Genomic DNA, 13,267 nt, shown 5'->3' with positions numbered 1-13,267 from the left:
GCGGGCATCGTGAAAAATCTATGGCAAAGAAAGCCTTATGTTCTCATAACTGACGATTAAATCGCACCTTCCTTAACCTTTTTGAAAAAGGGACGCTGAATATGGCTCAGTTGCGGCCAGGCGAAATTCAGGGGCAATGTGGTAAGGCTGCCTACGACTGTATCAAACTGGCGGTGGAGCAGGCGATGTCCGGCGACGTCGATGCCGTAGCGACAACGCCCATCAACAAAGAATCACTTAAGGCCGGGAAGGTCAATTTTATCGGACATACCGAAATTTTCGGTGAACTGACCGGAACCAAAGACCCCCTTACGATGTTTCAGGTGCTTGATTTGAGAGTTTTCTTCCTGACCCGCCATCTTTCACTGGTTAATGCCATTCAAAGCCTGACGCCGGAGAAAGTGTGCGATTACGCGATTCGTTGCACTGCGGCATTAAAACGCCTTGGCCTGGCTGAACCTCGACTGACCATTGCCGCCATCAACCCCCACGGCGGTGAGCATGGACTTTTTGGTACCGAAGATGATGATATTTTGCTGCCTGGCGTCCAAATGGCGCGGGCTCAGGGGATCAACATTACCGACCCGAAACCGGCCGACAGCGTTTTTCATTTTGCGTTGCAGGGAAAATACGACGCCGTGCTCTCGCCTTATCATGACCAGGGGCATATCGCAACAAAAAAGGTCGATTTCCACCGCACGATTTCGATCACTAACGGGATGCCTGTTCTTCGGACCTCAGTCGATCACGGTACCGCGAATGATATTGCCGGGAAGGGGATAGCAGATCCTGTCAGTCTGATTGAAGCTGTCAGACTCGCTGCGCTTTACGCACCATGCTTTGTCAGATGATGAGTCCAGGGCAGGTGTGCGCCTGCCCTTATTAAATGGAGAGCGTTATGTCGGTTAAATCAATGGATATGGCCAGGTCCGGATTAGCTCCGGGCTTAAAAGGGGTCATGATACTTATCATCGGCCTGATTATTTTCTTTGTCGGAAATTCTGCATCCGCTGAACTCAACAGCTTTCGGGTGATTGGGGGGTTGTTGGTTGCTATAGCTGCTCTGCTATTTATGATCCTCAAAACACGTATTCCGGCCTTCCCGGCGCTGATTATTGCGGCAGTGATAACAGGTTCACTTGGCGGAATGGGCAGTGAAGCAATGATCGTTGCCATTACTAAGGGGTTTGGTGGAACGCTGGGTCACATTGGGATCGTCATTGGCTTTGGCGTCATGATGGGGGCTCTGCTACAGATGAGCGGTGCTTCAAAGCTGATGGCGATGACCTTTATCAACCTGTTAGGCAAGGGGCGGGAAGAGCTGGCGCTGGTGCTGATTGGCCTGATTGTCTCTATGGCTGTGTTTTGTGATTCCGCGTTTATCGTGCTGGTTCCGTTAGTGAAAGCCATTTCGCGCTCGACCGGTAAATCGGTTGTCGGGCTGGGCGCGACCCTTGCGGCAGGTCTGGTGATCAGCCATAGCATGATCCCCCCGGCGGTTGGCCCCTTTGGCGTCGTTTCCCAGTTCAATATGCCGATCGGCACCTTTATGCTCTGGAGTATGGTGATCGCGATCCCGGTTGCTATTGCCGGTTTTTTATATACCCGCTCGCTTGGCAAAAAGATTTATCTTGTCCCGACGGACGATGATAGCGGCTTTACCCGTGAACGCTTAACGCCCGTTGCACAGAACGCGGAAGATGAACAGCAACTACCAGGCACGCTTATCTCTTTTGCCCCCTTGATTGTTCCAATTGTGCTTATTCTGCTGGCGACATTCTCCCGGGAATTTCATACCACGCCCGGCGATAGCTGGCAGGGGACAATTGCAAAGATGTTGATGGTGTTGGGCCACCCCGTTATTGCAGTTGGCATTGGCTTGCTTATCGCCATTGTTGGACTTGGTAGCCGATTTGAGCGCAAAGAAGTTACCAACGGAATGGAAAATGCTATCCGTTCTGCTGGCATCATTTTTCTGGTGATCGGCGGCGGCGGGGCATTAGGCATGGTGCTACGTGATTCTGGCGCAGGGAATATGATCGCCCAGTATATTGTTGATATTGGTGTGCCAGGCGTCCTGTTACCGCTGACCATTTCAACGCTAATTCGCCTTATTCAGGGATCAGGTGCCGTCGCCATGATCACCGCAGCAAGCATTACAGCACCGATGATAGGCACGCTTGGTGTTGATCCCGTGATTGCCGGACTGGGCTGCACAATTGGTTCTTTCATGTTCTCTTATTTCAATGATGCCTATTTCTGGGTCGTGAATCGTTCGCTTGGCGTCACCGAGGTTCAGGAACAGATACGTGTGTGGAGCGTAACGTCAACTATCCTCTGGGCAACAGGGACGGTGACATTACTGATTATTAATGCAGTATTTTTTTAGCAGACAGAAATAAGGGCTTACCATGACCGGTAAGCCCAAAGTATGACGGGGACACTAATTTCGGCGTTCAAATGCCAGCGCTTTACGTTCGATCAGGCGCATCATCAACGTCAGCAGGCCGTTGACCACCAGGTAAATGATGCCTGCGGCACCAAATACCGTCACGTCATAAGTCCGTCCGTACAGCAACTGACCGTGACCCATCACCTCCATCAGCGTGATGGTGTAGGCCAGTGAGGTACTTTTGAAGACCAGTACCACTTCGTTCGAATAGGACGACAGGGCGCGTTTAAAGGCATAAGGCAGCAGAATGGCCAGGGTGTCTTTCTTGCTCATCCCCAGCGCACTGCATGACTGCCATTGCCCTTCCGGGATGGCGCGAATTGCTCCATGAAACAGCAGGGTGGTATAGGCCGCGCTGTTCAACGACAGGGCCATCAGCGCACACAGCCAGGGCTCTGAGAGCAGATGCCAGATTAGCGGATATTCCTGCAGGACCGGAAACTGGCCCGGACCGTAGTAGATCAGGAAGATCTGCACCAGCAGCGGCGTACCGGTAAACAACGTGATATAGCCGCGTACCACCCAGGACAGCACCGGGGTTTTTAGCGTCAGCACGATGGTGAAAAGCAGCGACAGGATCAAAGCCACAATCAGCGAGGCAACGGTCAGCGTCAGGCTGGTGTGCAGGCCTTTAAATAATTCCGGGAAAAATTCCAGCATCAGCCTGGTCTCCGTTCAAAACGCGTCGCACGCAGGTCAATGCGTTTGAGGATCCATTGGCTTAGCAGGGTGACGACCAGATAGATAGCGGCGGCCACGATATACCAGGTAAAAGGCTCCTGCGTCCGGGTGGCGATACTTTTGGTTTGCAGCATCAGGTCGTTGACGCTGATAAGCGACACCAGCGCCGTATCTTTCAGCAGCACCAGCCACTGATTACCCAGCCCTGGCAGGGCATGACGCCACATTTGCGGCATGACCAGACGGAAAAATATCGCGCTTTTCGACAGCCCCAGCGCCTGGCCTGATTCCCATTGCCCCTGCGGCACAGCTTTGAGCGCACCACGCAGCGTTTGCGAGGCATAAGCGGAGTACAGCAGCGACAGCGCAATCACGCCGCACAGGAACGGACTGACGTCGAAGTTTTCAATCTGCACCTGCACCGGGATTTGCACAAATCCAAGGTTGATACTGAAACCGTCAGAGAGGATAAGCAGCAGCTGTGAAGAGCCAAAATAGATGAACAGCACGACCAGAATCTCTGGCAGTCCGCGCAAAATAGTGACCAGAGCTGTGCCTGCCCACGCAACAGGAGCCCACTTTGCGGACTCCCATACCGCAAAGAGCATCGCCAGAACCAGGCCGATAATCAGTGCGCAAACGGCAAGGCCGACGGTCATCCCGGCGGCGCTTGCTAAAGGAAAAAATTCGTTCATTCAGATTACTTCTGGAACCATTTGCTGTAGATGGTCTCGTAAGTCCCATCTTTCTTCACTTTTTCCAGTGCTGCATTGAATTTCTGCTGCAGCTCGGTGTTGCCCTGACGTACAGCAATACCCAGGCCAGTACCGAAGTACTCTTTATCCGTCACTTTATCGCCGACGGCCGCCAGCTTATCGTCGGCTTTCAGCCATTCGGTTACCACTGCGGTATCGCCAAATACGGCATCGATACGACCGTTTTGCAGGTCCAGACGCGCGTTCTGATAGCTGTCGTAAGGAACAGTCGTAATTTCCGGGTGTTTGTCGTTAATGAATTTCTGATGCGTGGTACCGTTCTGCACGCCCACTTTTTTGCCTTTCAGCGCGTCAATGCCAGCGAGTTTACCGCTCTGACCAACGAACAGCGCAGAGTTGTCGTAGTAAGGAGTGGTGAACAGCACCTGTTTTTCGCGCTCAGGGGTAATGTCCATGCCCGCCATCACCGCATCAAAGCGACGGAATTTCAGGCTGGGGATAAGGCTGTCAAAGGCCTGGTTAGTAAAAGTACAGGTCGCATCAATCTCTTTGCACAGCGCATTGGCCAGATCAACGTCAAAACCAACAATTTTGTTGTTCGCGTCGGTTGATTCAAACGGAGGATAGCTTGCTTCGGTGGCGAAACGGATAGTCTGGGCTGCGGTTGCCGTCAGGCTGACGCTGGCAAGCAATGCGGCGATCACGAGTTTTTTCATTGTTATTTCCCCAAGAACATCAGTGAGATAAGTAATATTTAAAGGCATCGGTCTGCGGCGTGGTAAAGCAGCCCGCATCCCCTTGTTCGATAATATGACCGTTTTCCATATAGACCACGCGGCTGGCGGTTTTGCGTGCCACTTCAACTTCGTGGGTCACGATAACCTGCGTAATGCCGGTTTCTGCCAGTTCACGAATAATGCTGACGATCTGCGCGGTAATTTCCGGATCCAGCGCCGCCGTTGGTTCATCAAACAGCAGTACCTGCGGTTCCATCATCAGCGCACGGGCAATAGCCACACGCTGCTGCTGGCCGCCGGAAAGGTGCAGCGGATAACGGTCGCTATAAGGTTTGAGGCGTAAACGCTCCAGCAGTTTATCCGCGCGAGCAAGGGCTTCATCTTTACTGAGACCCAGCACACGGCAGGGCGCTTCAATCAGGTTTTGCACCACGGTGAGATGAGGCCAGAGGTTATATTGCTGAAAAACCATGCCGACGTTCTGGCGCAGGTCGCGAATCGCTTTATCAGACGGCGTTTTGGCAAAATCAAAATGATTGCCTGCAGTGCTTAACTGGCCCGAACGTGGCTGTTCAAGCAGGTTGAGCACGCGCAGCAAAGAGCTTTTGCCCGCACCGCTTGGACCAAGGAGCACCAGCGTTTCGCCCTGCGGGCAGTCAAGCGTAATGTCAAAAAGCGCCTGGTGCGCGCCATAGAAGCAGTTAATGCCGTTTAATTTTATACTCATCGAGGCAATCTAATAGCAATTGAGGCCGCAAATAGTAACGTTCGCAGAATAGTTATGCAATATTTGTGCGTTAAAACTTAAATATAAACCGTGTTACCCCATAAAGTTAGCACAAAATACCGGGGCGAGAGGGAAGCAGGCATAAATGTCGGCATTCGCCCTGGAATGCCAGACATTTTGCGGGGATTACGCGGGATTTCCCACATTCTCACGCTGGATTCTCTACCGGTGCTCCACGGACTGGCGTAAGCTTCCGGCCGGGGCGTGTACCGAACCGCCCAGATAGCGCACGTCATCCACCGCCCAGCACTGGCCTTCACGCGTCATCAGCACCTCATCCTGCCAGTGCTGGTTACCCTGAGAAAGCGTAACCCGCAGCGGAATATTGCGCGCGTCAGTATTGGGAATGGTCGATGCGCTGGCGACAACGGCTTTGTCTGGCGTGGTCGGACGGCTGGAGAACGGATCGGCGTGCAGCAGAGGGGTATTGCGATTATCACGGCTGGCCTCGGCGAGTAATGCCGCCAGACTGTCGCTGAGGTAAGGACGCAGAGCCGTCAGGTTATTGCTCCGATGCTGAATGCGATAGTCGTATAATTGCTGGGCTATTGCATCAGGGCCGCCTTCGATGCACGGACCGCTGCGGGTGCCGATATCCTTAAACGCGGGGGTAACGGTGGTACAGGCACTGAGCAACAGTGCACCGGGTAAAGCGAGAGTCAAAGCTGAAAAGCGCATGATGATTTCCTTATTTCGCTTCAAAATGACGTACCTTTCAAGAATAGTGTATTGAATCGATAATGTGGGTAGTAACCCGTTAATATGACAAGGAGAAACAGATGCCGTTTTCCACAACCCGCGAAGTGCAGCCCGGCGTTGAGCACTGCCGCGTGGCAGTCAGTGTCAGCACAATGGCGGTGAAATTACACGGATGAAGCGTTTTATCGTTTTACTCTTTCTGACTCTGCTGGCGGGGTGTGCGGGTGAACAAGGGATTGTGGACAAGCCCGACTATCAACTCGACACCCGTCGTCAGGCGCAGGCCGCGTTGCCCAGAATTAAAGTGCTGGTGATCCACTACACTGCGGATGATTTTGATGCTTCGCTGGCGACGTTGACCGGCAAGCAGGTCAGCTCTCATTACTTAATCCCGCAACAGCCTCCGGTGCGCAATGGCAAACCGCGCATCTGGCAACTTGTTCCGGAGAAGGAGCTTGCGTGGCATGCCGGCGTCAGCTTCTGGCGTAATGCCACCCGCATCAATGACACCTCCGTGGGCATCGAGCTGGAAAATCGGGGCTGGCAAAATATCGACGGGCGAAAGCAATTCACGCCGTTTTCCCCGGCGCAAATTGAGGCGCTGATCCCGTTGGCGAAAGATATTATCAATAGTTACAACATACTGCCTCAGAACGTGGTGGCGCATGCGGATATCGCCCCTCAGCGCAAGGACGACCCTGGACCACTGTTTCCGTGGCGTGAACTGGCGGCGCTGGGGATAGGCGCCTGGCCCGATGACGCGCGGGTGGCCTTTTATCTCAACGGCCGTTCTCCGTATGAACCGGTTGACAGCGCAGCGCTGCTCGATCTACTGGCGCGTTACGGCTATGAGGTTAAACCAGAGATGACACAAGTCCAGCGCAAGAGGGTCATCATGGCGTTCCAGATGCATTTTCGCCAGGCTTTGTGGAACGGCGAGGCCGATGCACAAAGTCTGGCGATAGCAGAAGCGTTACTGGAGAAATACGGGCAGGGCTAACGGACTACAGCTTGCCGTGATCTTTGAGCCAGTGAGCGGTGCGGATAATTCCGTCATCAATGGTGACGATGGGCTGATACCCGAGCTCTTTTTCCGCACGGCTGATATCGAGGGTAAAGTCAAAATTCAGCTTGGAAACGCCGTAATGGGTGAAAGCAGGCTCTTTGGCTGATTTATTGCCAAAGCGCTCCATGCTGCGGGCGACCATATCCAGCATCGCGTATGGCACCGAGCGGATCCGGCAGTCCACGCCCAGCTCATCGATGAGTTTTTGCACAATGCTGCGCAGCGTGCGTGGCTCGCCATTAGTGATGTTATAGGCCCGTCCGGATGGCAAGGCATCGCAGGCCTGCTGGCTTGCCAGCCACATTGCATGCACGGCGTTTTCGTAATAGGTCATATCAACCGTCGCCCGCCCACCGCGCGGCAGCAGCACGCTGCCGTAATGGTGCATCATCTGCGCAAGCCGCGGGATCAGCACCTTGTCATGGGCGCCAAATAAACTTTGCGGGCGCAGGATGGTAAAGCGGGTATTGGGGTTCGCCTGGGCCAGTAGCTGGATCACCTCTTCGCTCGCCGCTTTGCTGCGGGCAAACTCATTGGCAAAACGCGTCGGACGAAACTCTTCGCCAATCTGATGATGATGGTGATAATCAAAATAGAGCGACGGTGAAGAGATATGAATAAAGTTACGCACTCCCCAGGCAACCGCCCACTCACCGAGGCGGCGGGTGGCGCGGACGTTGGCGAGATCGAATGCCGCCTGCGTGCCCCAGGGAGAGGTGAAGCTGGAACAGTGCCAGAGGGTATCGACACCGGTCAGCATCGCTTTGGCCTGGGAGGAAACCAGTTCGGTGAGATCGGCATGGATGAATTCCGCACCCATTTTTGTCAGCAGCGCACCCATCGCCTTATTACGCCCGGTTGCGCGGACGCTGATGCCTTTATGGCGTAAATATTCGACGGCATTTCGACCCAAACCGCTGGTTGCGCCGGTGACCAGAACCTTCATAGCTATCCACTATAGTGACCCGCATTCATTGCGTGCGCATTCTTCCGTGAAATACGCCGCTATGCAATGGGAAACGTGAAAGAATAGTGTCCGGATTCAGTTTTTGTGTGCGGTTTGTTCTGCCAGATGGGCAATTCGCCGCGCCATTCCCCGGAAGATAAACAGATGCGCCGGGATCATCAGCAGCCAGTAGAGCAAACCAGGCATCCCCAGTGGATGCCAGAAGGCGCGGACATCCAGTAGACGGTACTTTCCTTTATCCGTCAGGGTAAAACTGAGTCGCCCCAGCCCTGGCGCTTTCATGCCGAACAACAGCGCCAGTTGCTCGTTGGGCTCGGCGATAATCACCCGCCAGCTATCGACCTGGTCGCCAACTTCCAGCAGGGCCTTTTCCGGGCGACCTTTTGCCAGCCGGTGGCCCATCAGCCTGTCGAGGGCGGCACGGGTTTGCCAGAGGATATTGCCGAAGAAATAGCGCTCCTTGCCGCCGATCTGATTAACAACCTGCCAGAGGTCCGTCAGGCTGGCGCTGGTTTTTACGCTAAATCCGGCCTGTTTGGGGAAGTAACCATATTGCGGACGCCAGCGGGAGAAAGCCTGCGGGGAATAACCCCAGTCGGCAGAGTTCACCAGTTTTTCTTCTTCCCGTAGGGTACGCCGTACCGCTTCGTCAAAAGGGACCAGGGTTTGCGGGATCAACTGACGCAGCGTGGCGTCATCGGCCAGCAGATCGTGTTTCAGCCCCTGGATCAGACTTTGCGCTATGGTTGGCGGCACGGAGGTGATCACCTGTAAAAACCAGACAGAAATCAGCCGGGTAGGCATCGGGATGGCGACGAGCGGGCGATGCACGCCGCTGACCGCCATAAAGTGTTTAAACTGTTGCTGGTAGCTGAGAATTTCCGGGCCTGCGGCTTCAAAAACCCGATGCGCGGCAGAGGCCTGGTGACGTAATTCGAGCAGGTAGTGGAGCAAATTCTCAAGAGCGATGGGCGTGGTTCTTGAGCGCACCCAGCGCGGCGGCGTCAGCACGGGGAGGTTATAGACCATATCGCGCATCACTTCGAAGGCTGCTGACCCGGCGCCGACGATAATACCTGCCCGCAATTCTGTTACCGGCACGCCTGCATCCCGTAGCAGATCGCCGGTAAGCTGACGGGCCTTCAGATGGTGAGATTCGCTGGACTCTTTGGCCTGCAATGAGCTGAGAAAGATAACCTGCTTTACGGGGACGTCCCGTAATGCGTCACGCACATTAAGGGCGATTTGCCGCTCCTGGGCCAGCAGATCGCCGCCTTCTCCCATGCTGTGCACCAGGTAATACAGGGTATCCACACCCTGCAATAATGACGGCAGATCCTCAGGCCAACTGAGATCCACCTCGTGGCAGGTTACTCCCGGTAACTGCTGCTTTTGCAGACGGGAGAGTTGACGTGCCGCCGCGCGCACCTGATGGTCCTGCTGGCTTAAGGCCGCAATCAGATGTTGCCCGATATAGCCGCTTGCGCCGAGGACCAGGATGGGTTGTGGCACGTCCTGCTCCTTAGCGCTGTAAAAACGCCTGCCAGTGGCTGACCACTTCGGCGAGTTGCGCACGACTGACATCAAGATGCATCACCAGGCGTACAACGGGAGAGGCGTTAATCAGTACGCCGCGTTGATGCATAAATGCCCCCAGCGCGGCAGCATTCTCTTCGCCCACGCGCACAAACAGCATGTTGGTATCATGACGCATGACATCAGCCCCAATTTCCCGTAGCTGCCCTGCCAGCCAGGCGGCATTTTCATGATCTTCTTTCAGACGCTGAACGTTGTTTTCCAGCGCATACAGACCTGCCGCCGCGAGAATGCCTGCCTGACGCATACCGCCTCCGGTCATCTTACGCCAGCGGGTTGCGCGTTTGATGTAGTCGCGCTCACCCACGAGCAGGGAGCCGACCGGGGTGCCCAGCCCTTTGGACAGACAAATGGTGAACGAGTCGCAAAACTGCGTAATCTCTCGCAGTTCGCAGCCGTACTCTACCACCGCATTGAAGATGCGCGCGCCATCCACGTGCAGGGCCAGACCCTGCTGGCGGGTAAAGTCCCACGCCTGCTTAAGGTACTCGCGCGGCAGCACTTTACCGTTATGGGTGTTTTCAAGACTGAGCAGGCGGGTGCGGGCGAAGTGGATATCATCCGGTTTGATTTTTGCCGCGACTTTATCCAGCGGCAGACTGCCGTCCGCTGCGGCATCAATGGGCTGTGGCTGAATGCTGCCGAGAACGGCGGCGCCACCGGCCTCATACAGATAATTATGCGCACCCTGGCCGACAATATACTCTTCGCCGCGTTCACAGTGGCTGAGGAGGGCAACCAGATTGGCCTGGGTGCCGGTTGGCAGGAAAAGGGCGGCCTCTTTGCCACTCAGCGCAGCGGCGTAGCGTTGCAGTTCGTTGACGGTGGGGTCATCGCCGTAAACATCGTCACCGACAGGGGCGGATAACATCTGTTCGAGCATGGCACGACTCGGGCGGGTGACGGTATCGCTGCGTAAATCGATCATCGTATTTCCTTATCTACAGGTTATCTTTCATGTCGCCGGGGTGTTTTGCATGATGGCAGGAAAGATAATCTGGAAAGCCAGAACAATGTTTTACCTGAGCCGATGAGTTTTCGCCAGTTCACCTGCGTCGGGCCTGTATCAGCCAGGGAGGGGCGCTGGTGATATTCTGCGCAACCGCCGTCGATGAAATGTCATGTGCTTGATTTATATTCCCCCTGAATACTTAGGGGTTTATTTATTTCAGGATTAAGAATAATCTGTAATGGGTAAGATAAAAATAGGAATCATTTCAAATGGTTAAATCTCTGTTAAGTTCTGTTAATAAGATGTTGGCGCACGAAGACTTTGGTCGTTTACTGCTGCGTCTGGCAGTCGGTGGACTGATGTTGTTCCACGGAATGCACAAGCTTATCGATGGTGTTGATGGTATTGCCGGTATGCTGGTGGCGAAAGGATTCCCGGGTTTTATCGCTTACGGTGTGCTGATTGGTGAAGTTATTTGTCCGATTCTGATTATTCTGGGTATTCTGACCCGTCCGGCTGCTCTGGGACTGGCGTTTACAATGGTTGTTGCCTGGTTAATGGTGGGTATTGCCAACACCGGCGCGCTGGATAAAACCGGTGCCTGGGCCATTGAAAGCCTGGTCTATTTCTTTGTTGCCGCACTGGCGCTGGCATTTATGGGTGCAGGCCGTTATTCCCTTGCCCCGGCAGAATGGCGCTAATCAGTAAAATGCCCTTCCCGTAAGAGAAGGGCTTTGGTTCCGTTACCTGGCAAAGTATTTACGCCAGCACTAAGTCGCTTTGTGGGTGGCATGAGCAGGCCAGCACATAGCCGTCAGCAATCTCCTGCGCTGTTAACGTCATCGTACTGTTGATCTGATATTCCCCGGATACCACCTGCGTTTTGCATGAACCGCAAACCCCGGCGCGACAGGCCGCATTCACCGCGATTTTATTACTTTCAAAGGCTTCCAGCAGCGTTGTGCCGACAGGCGCAAAGAAGGTTTTTGCGGGTTCGAGTTTGGTAAATCTCAGGCCGCTGGTCGCCGCTTCAGCTACCGGCGTGAAGAATTTTTCCTTAAAGAACTGCGTCACACCGAGCGCGCGAACCTCTTTCTCCACCTGCTCCATATAGGGCGCGGGTCCACAGGTCATCACCGTACGTGAGGCGAGATCCGGTACACGGCGCAGGATCTCCGGCGTCAGGCGACCGGCCAGAAAGCCCTCGGTAGCGTTGTGCTCCGCCACCAGGGTGACCGGATACTGTTGCCATTCATCGGCAAAAATCACGTCTTCGGGAGAACGCACGCTGAAAATTACCTGCACATCTGCCTGCGGGCGATATTTTGCCAGCCAGCGGCGCATCGACATCACCGGCGTTACCCCACAGCCCGCGGCCAGCAACAGCAATTTGTCGTTGCGCTGGTTGTCGCAGGTAAAATCTCCCTGCGCATCGGACAGCCATAAATAATCACCGCGTTTGACCTCCTGCGTCAGCCAGCCAGATCCAGCCCCTCCGTCAAGCCGCCGGATGGTCAACGTGAGGTACTCGCTCACCCCAGGTGTGGAGGAGAGGGTGTAAGCGCGCAGCTGCCCGGCGCTGTTACGGATGCTGACCAGCGCGTACTGACCTGCGCGGTAAGGATAATAGTCGTGGCATAACAGCGACAGGGTCCAGACATCCGGCGTCTCCTGCCGGATGTGGTGGACCTGCATGCGCCATGGACACTTTGGAGTTGGCATGGTCATTGTTTGCTCCTCAGGCCTTCAGCATCTGCTGTAAATCCTGCTCGACGGTGGTGACCGCGCGCAGGCCGAATTTCTCGTTCAGCACTGCCAGCAGGTCCGGCGTCAGGAAACCCGGCGCGGTTGGCCCGGTTACGATATTGGTGACGCCCAGCGAAAGCAGGGTCAGCAGGATCACAATCGCTTTTTGTTCGAACCAGGAGAGCACCAGTGAGAGCGGCAGATCATTCACCCCACACCCTAGTTTCTCCGCAAGGGTTACCGCCAGGATGATGGCGGAGTAGGCGTCATTGCACTGGCCAGCATCCACCAGACGCGGCAGGCCTTCAATGTTGCCGAAGTCCAGCTTGTTAAAGCGATATTTCCCGCAGGCGAGGGTCAGGATCAGGCAGTCGTCCGGGACGCTGGTGGCAAAATCGGTGAAGTAATTACGTTCCCCGCGCGCACCGTCGCAGCCTCCCACCAGGAAGATATGGCGCAGTTTCTGGCGACTGACCAGATCTATCAGGGTATCGGTAGCGCCCAGCAGAGTCTGGCGGCCAAAACCGACGGTTATCAGATGCTCTATTTCACTGTAGGGGAAGCCCGCCAGCTGTTTAGCCTGGTCGATAATACGACTGAAATCATCGCCTTCGAGGTGGTTAACACCCGGCCAGCCAACGATGCTGCGCGTCCAGATACGATCGTCGTAAGCGCCGACGGTGGGATCGATGATGCAGTTGGAGGTCATCACGATGGGGCCTGGGAAGCGGGCGAATTCAACCTGCTGGTTCTGCCAGCCGCTGCCATAGTTGCCGACCAGATGTGAGTATTTAGGAAGGTGCGATTTAATCGGTGGGGTTCAGTGGAGTCCTTATCTGTATTAGCCTTACCTTAGCTGAGCTGTATG

General features: G+C 54.8%; 12 protein-coding genes and 2 pseudogenes. 4 read left to right on the top strand and 10 right to left on the bottom strand.

The genetic code is table 11. The features are described 5' to 3' along the window. Positions 1–71: 71 nt before the first annotated feature. Positions 72–851: pseudogene (locus ACSZO4_RS21460) on the top strand (4-hydroxythreonine-4-phosphate dehydrogenase PdxA); the annotation flags it as partial. Positions 852–898: 47 nt separating this feature from the next. Beyond that, positions 899–2,389 (top strand): GntP family permease, encoded by a 1,491-nt coding sequence (locus tag ACSZO4_RS21455; RefSeq protein ID WP_437891092.1) that lies wholly within the window; start codon positions 899–901, stop codon positions 2,387–2,389. A gap of 54 nt (positions 2,390–2,443) precedes the next feature. Here ACSZO4_RS21455 and artM read toward each other — a convergent pair whose 3' ends face one another. From artM to ACSZO4_RS21430, 5 genes are all read right to left on the bottom strand, one after another. Next, positions 2,444–3,112 carry an arginine ABC transporter permease ArtM gene (artM, locus tag ACSZO4_RS21450; RefSeq protein WP_437891091.1) on the bottom strand — a complete coding sequence of 223 codons (669 nt, stop codon included), beginning with the start codon at positions 3,110–3,112 and terminating at the stop codon, positions 2,444–2,446. Further along, positions 3,112–3,828: an arginine ABC transporter permease ArtQ gene (artQ, locus tag ACSZO4_RS21445; RefSeq protein WP_437891090.1), complete on the bottom strand. Its 717-nt coding sequence runs from the start codon at positions 3,826–3,828 to the stop codon at positions 3,112–3,114. The genes artM and artQ overlap by 1 nt, the downstream gene beginning before the upstream one ends. Positions 3,829–3,833: 5 nt before the next feature. Next, on the bottom strand, positions 3,834–4,565 hold the full coding sequence (gene artI, locus ACSZO4_RS21440; RefSeq protein WP_437891089.1) for an arginine ABC transporter substrate-binding protein ArtI: 732 nt from the start codon (positions 4,563–4,565) through the stop codon (positions 3,834–3,836). A 19-nt stretch (positions 4,566–4,584) separates the two neighbouring features. Then, the gene (artP, locus tag ACSZO4_RS21435) at positions 4,585–5,313 is read right to left on the bottom strand and encodes an arginine ABC transporter ATP-binding protein ArtP (RefSeq protein ID WP_437891088.1); all 729 of its coding nucleotides are present in this window, start codon (positions 5,311–5,313) and stop codon (positions 4,585–4,587) included. 222 nt (positions 5,314–5,535) lie between these two features. Further along, positions 5,536–6,051 (bottom strand): lipoprotein, encoded by a 516-nt coding sequence (locus ACSZO4_RS21430; RefSeq protein ID WP_437891087.1) that lies wholly within the window; start codon positions 6,049–6,051, stop codon positions 5,536–5,538. 193 nt (positions 6,052–6,244) lie between these two features. Between ACSZO4_RS21430 and ACSZO4_RS21425 the strand changes: the two genes are divergently transcribed. After that, positions 6,245–7,072 carry an N-acetylmuramoyl-L-alanine amidase gene (locus ACSZO4_RS21425; protein ID WP_437891086.1) on the top strand — a complete coding sequence of 276 codons (828 nt, stop codon included), beginning with the start codon at positions 6,245–6,247 and terminating at the stop codon, positions 7,070–7,072. Between the two features lie 4 nt (positions 7,073–7,076). On the opposite strand, the gene ACSZO4_RS21420 is transcribed toward ACSZO4_RS21425, so the two are convergent. From ACSZO4_RS21420 to ltaE, 3 genes are all read right to left on the bottom strand, one after another. Continuing rightward, on the bottom strand, positions 7,077–8,084 hold the full coding sequence (locus ACSZO4_RS21420; RefSeq protein WP_437891085.1) for an NAD-dependent epimerase/dehydratase family protein: 1,008 nt from the start codon (positions 8,082–8,084) through the stop codon (positions 7,077–7,079). A gap of 96 nt (positions 8,085–8,180) precedes the next feature. Next, positions 8,181–9,617, bottom strand: a complete 1,437-nt coding sequence (locus tag ACSZO4_RS21415; protein WP_437891084.1) for a DUF2867 domain-containing protein — start codon at positions 9,615–9,617, stop codon at positions 8,181–8,183. Positions 9,618–9,627: 10 nt separating this feature from the next. Beyond that, a complete protein-coding gene (gene ltaE, locus ACSZO4_RS21410; protein WP_437891083.1) occupies positions 9,628–10,629 on the bottom strand; it encodes a low-specificity L-threonine aldolase in 1,002 nt (333 codons plus the stop codon). Positions 10,630–10,922: 293 nt separating this feature from the next. Here ltaE and ACSZO4_RS21405 point away from each other — a divergent pair, with 293 nt between their 5' ends. Next, positions 10,923–11,354: a DoxX family protein gene (locus tag ACSZO4_RS21405; RefSeq protein WP_437891082.1), complete on the top strand. Its 432-nt coding sequence runs from the start codon at positions 10,923–10,925 to the stop codon at positions 11,352–11,354. 58 nt (positions 11,355–11,412) lie between these two features. On the opposite strand, the gene hcr is transcribed toward ACSZO4_RS21405, so the two are convergent. Together hcr and hcp are read right to left on the bottom strand one after the other, a co-directional pair. Next, positions 11,413–12,381, bottom strand: coding sequence for an NADH oxidoreductase (gene hcr, locus ACSZO4_RS21400; RefSeq protein WP_437891081.1), 969 nt, complete (start codon positions 12,379–12,381; stop codon positions 11,413–11,415). Between the two features lie 10 nt (positions 12,382–12,391). Beyond that, positions 12,392–13,198: pseudogene (gene hcp / locus ACSZO4_RS21395) on the bottom strand (hydroxylamine reductase); the annotation flags it as partial. Positions 13,199–13,267: the final 69 nt, after the last annotated feature.

Source organism: Phytobacter sp. V91, from assembly GCF_965644225.1.
Lineage (GTDB): Bacteria > Pseudomonadota > Gammaproteobacteria > Enterobacterales > Enterobacteriaceae > CBFFRJ01.
The sequence above is the reverse complement of the archived record's forward strand: the minus strand, read 5'-3'. Positions and strand labels throughout refer to the sequence as shown.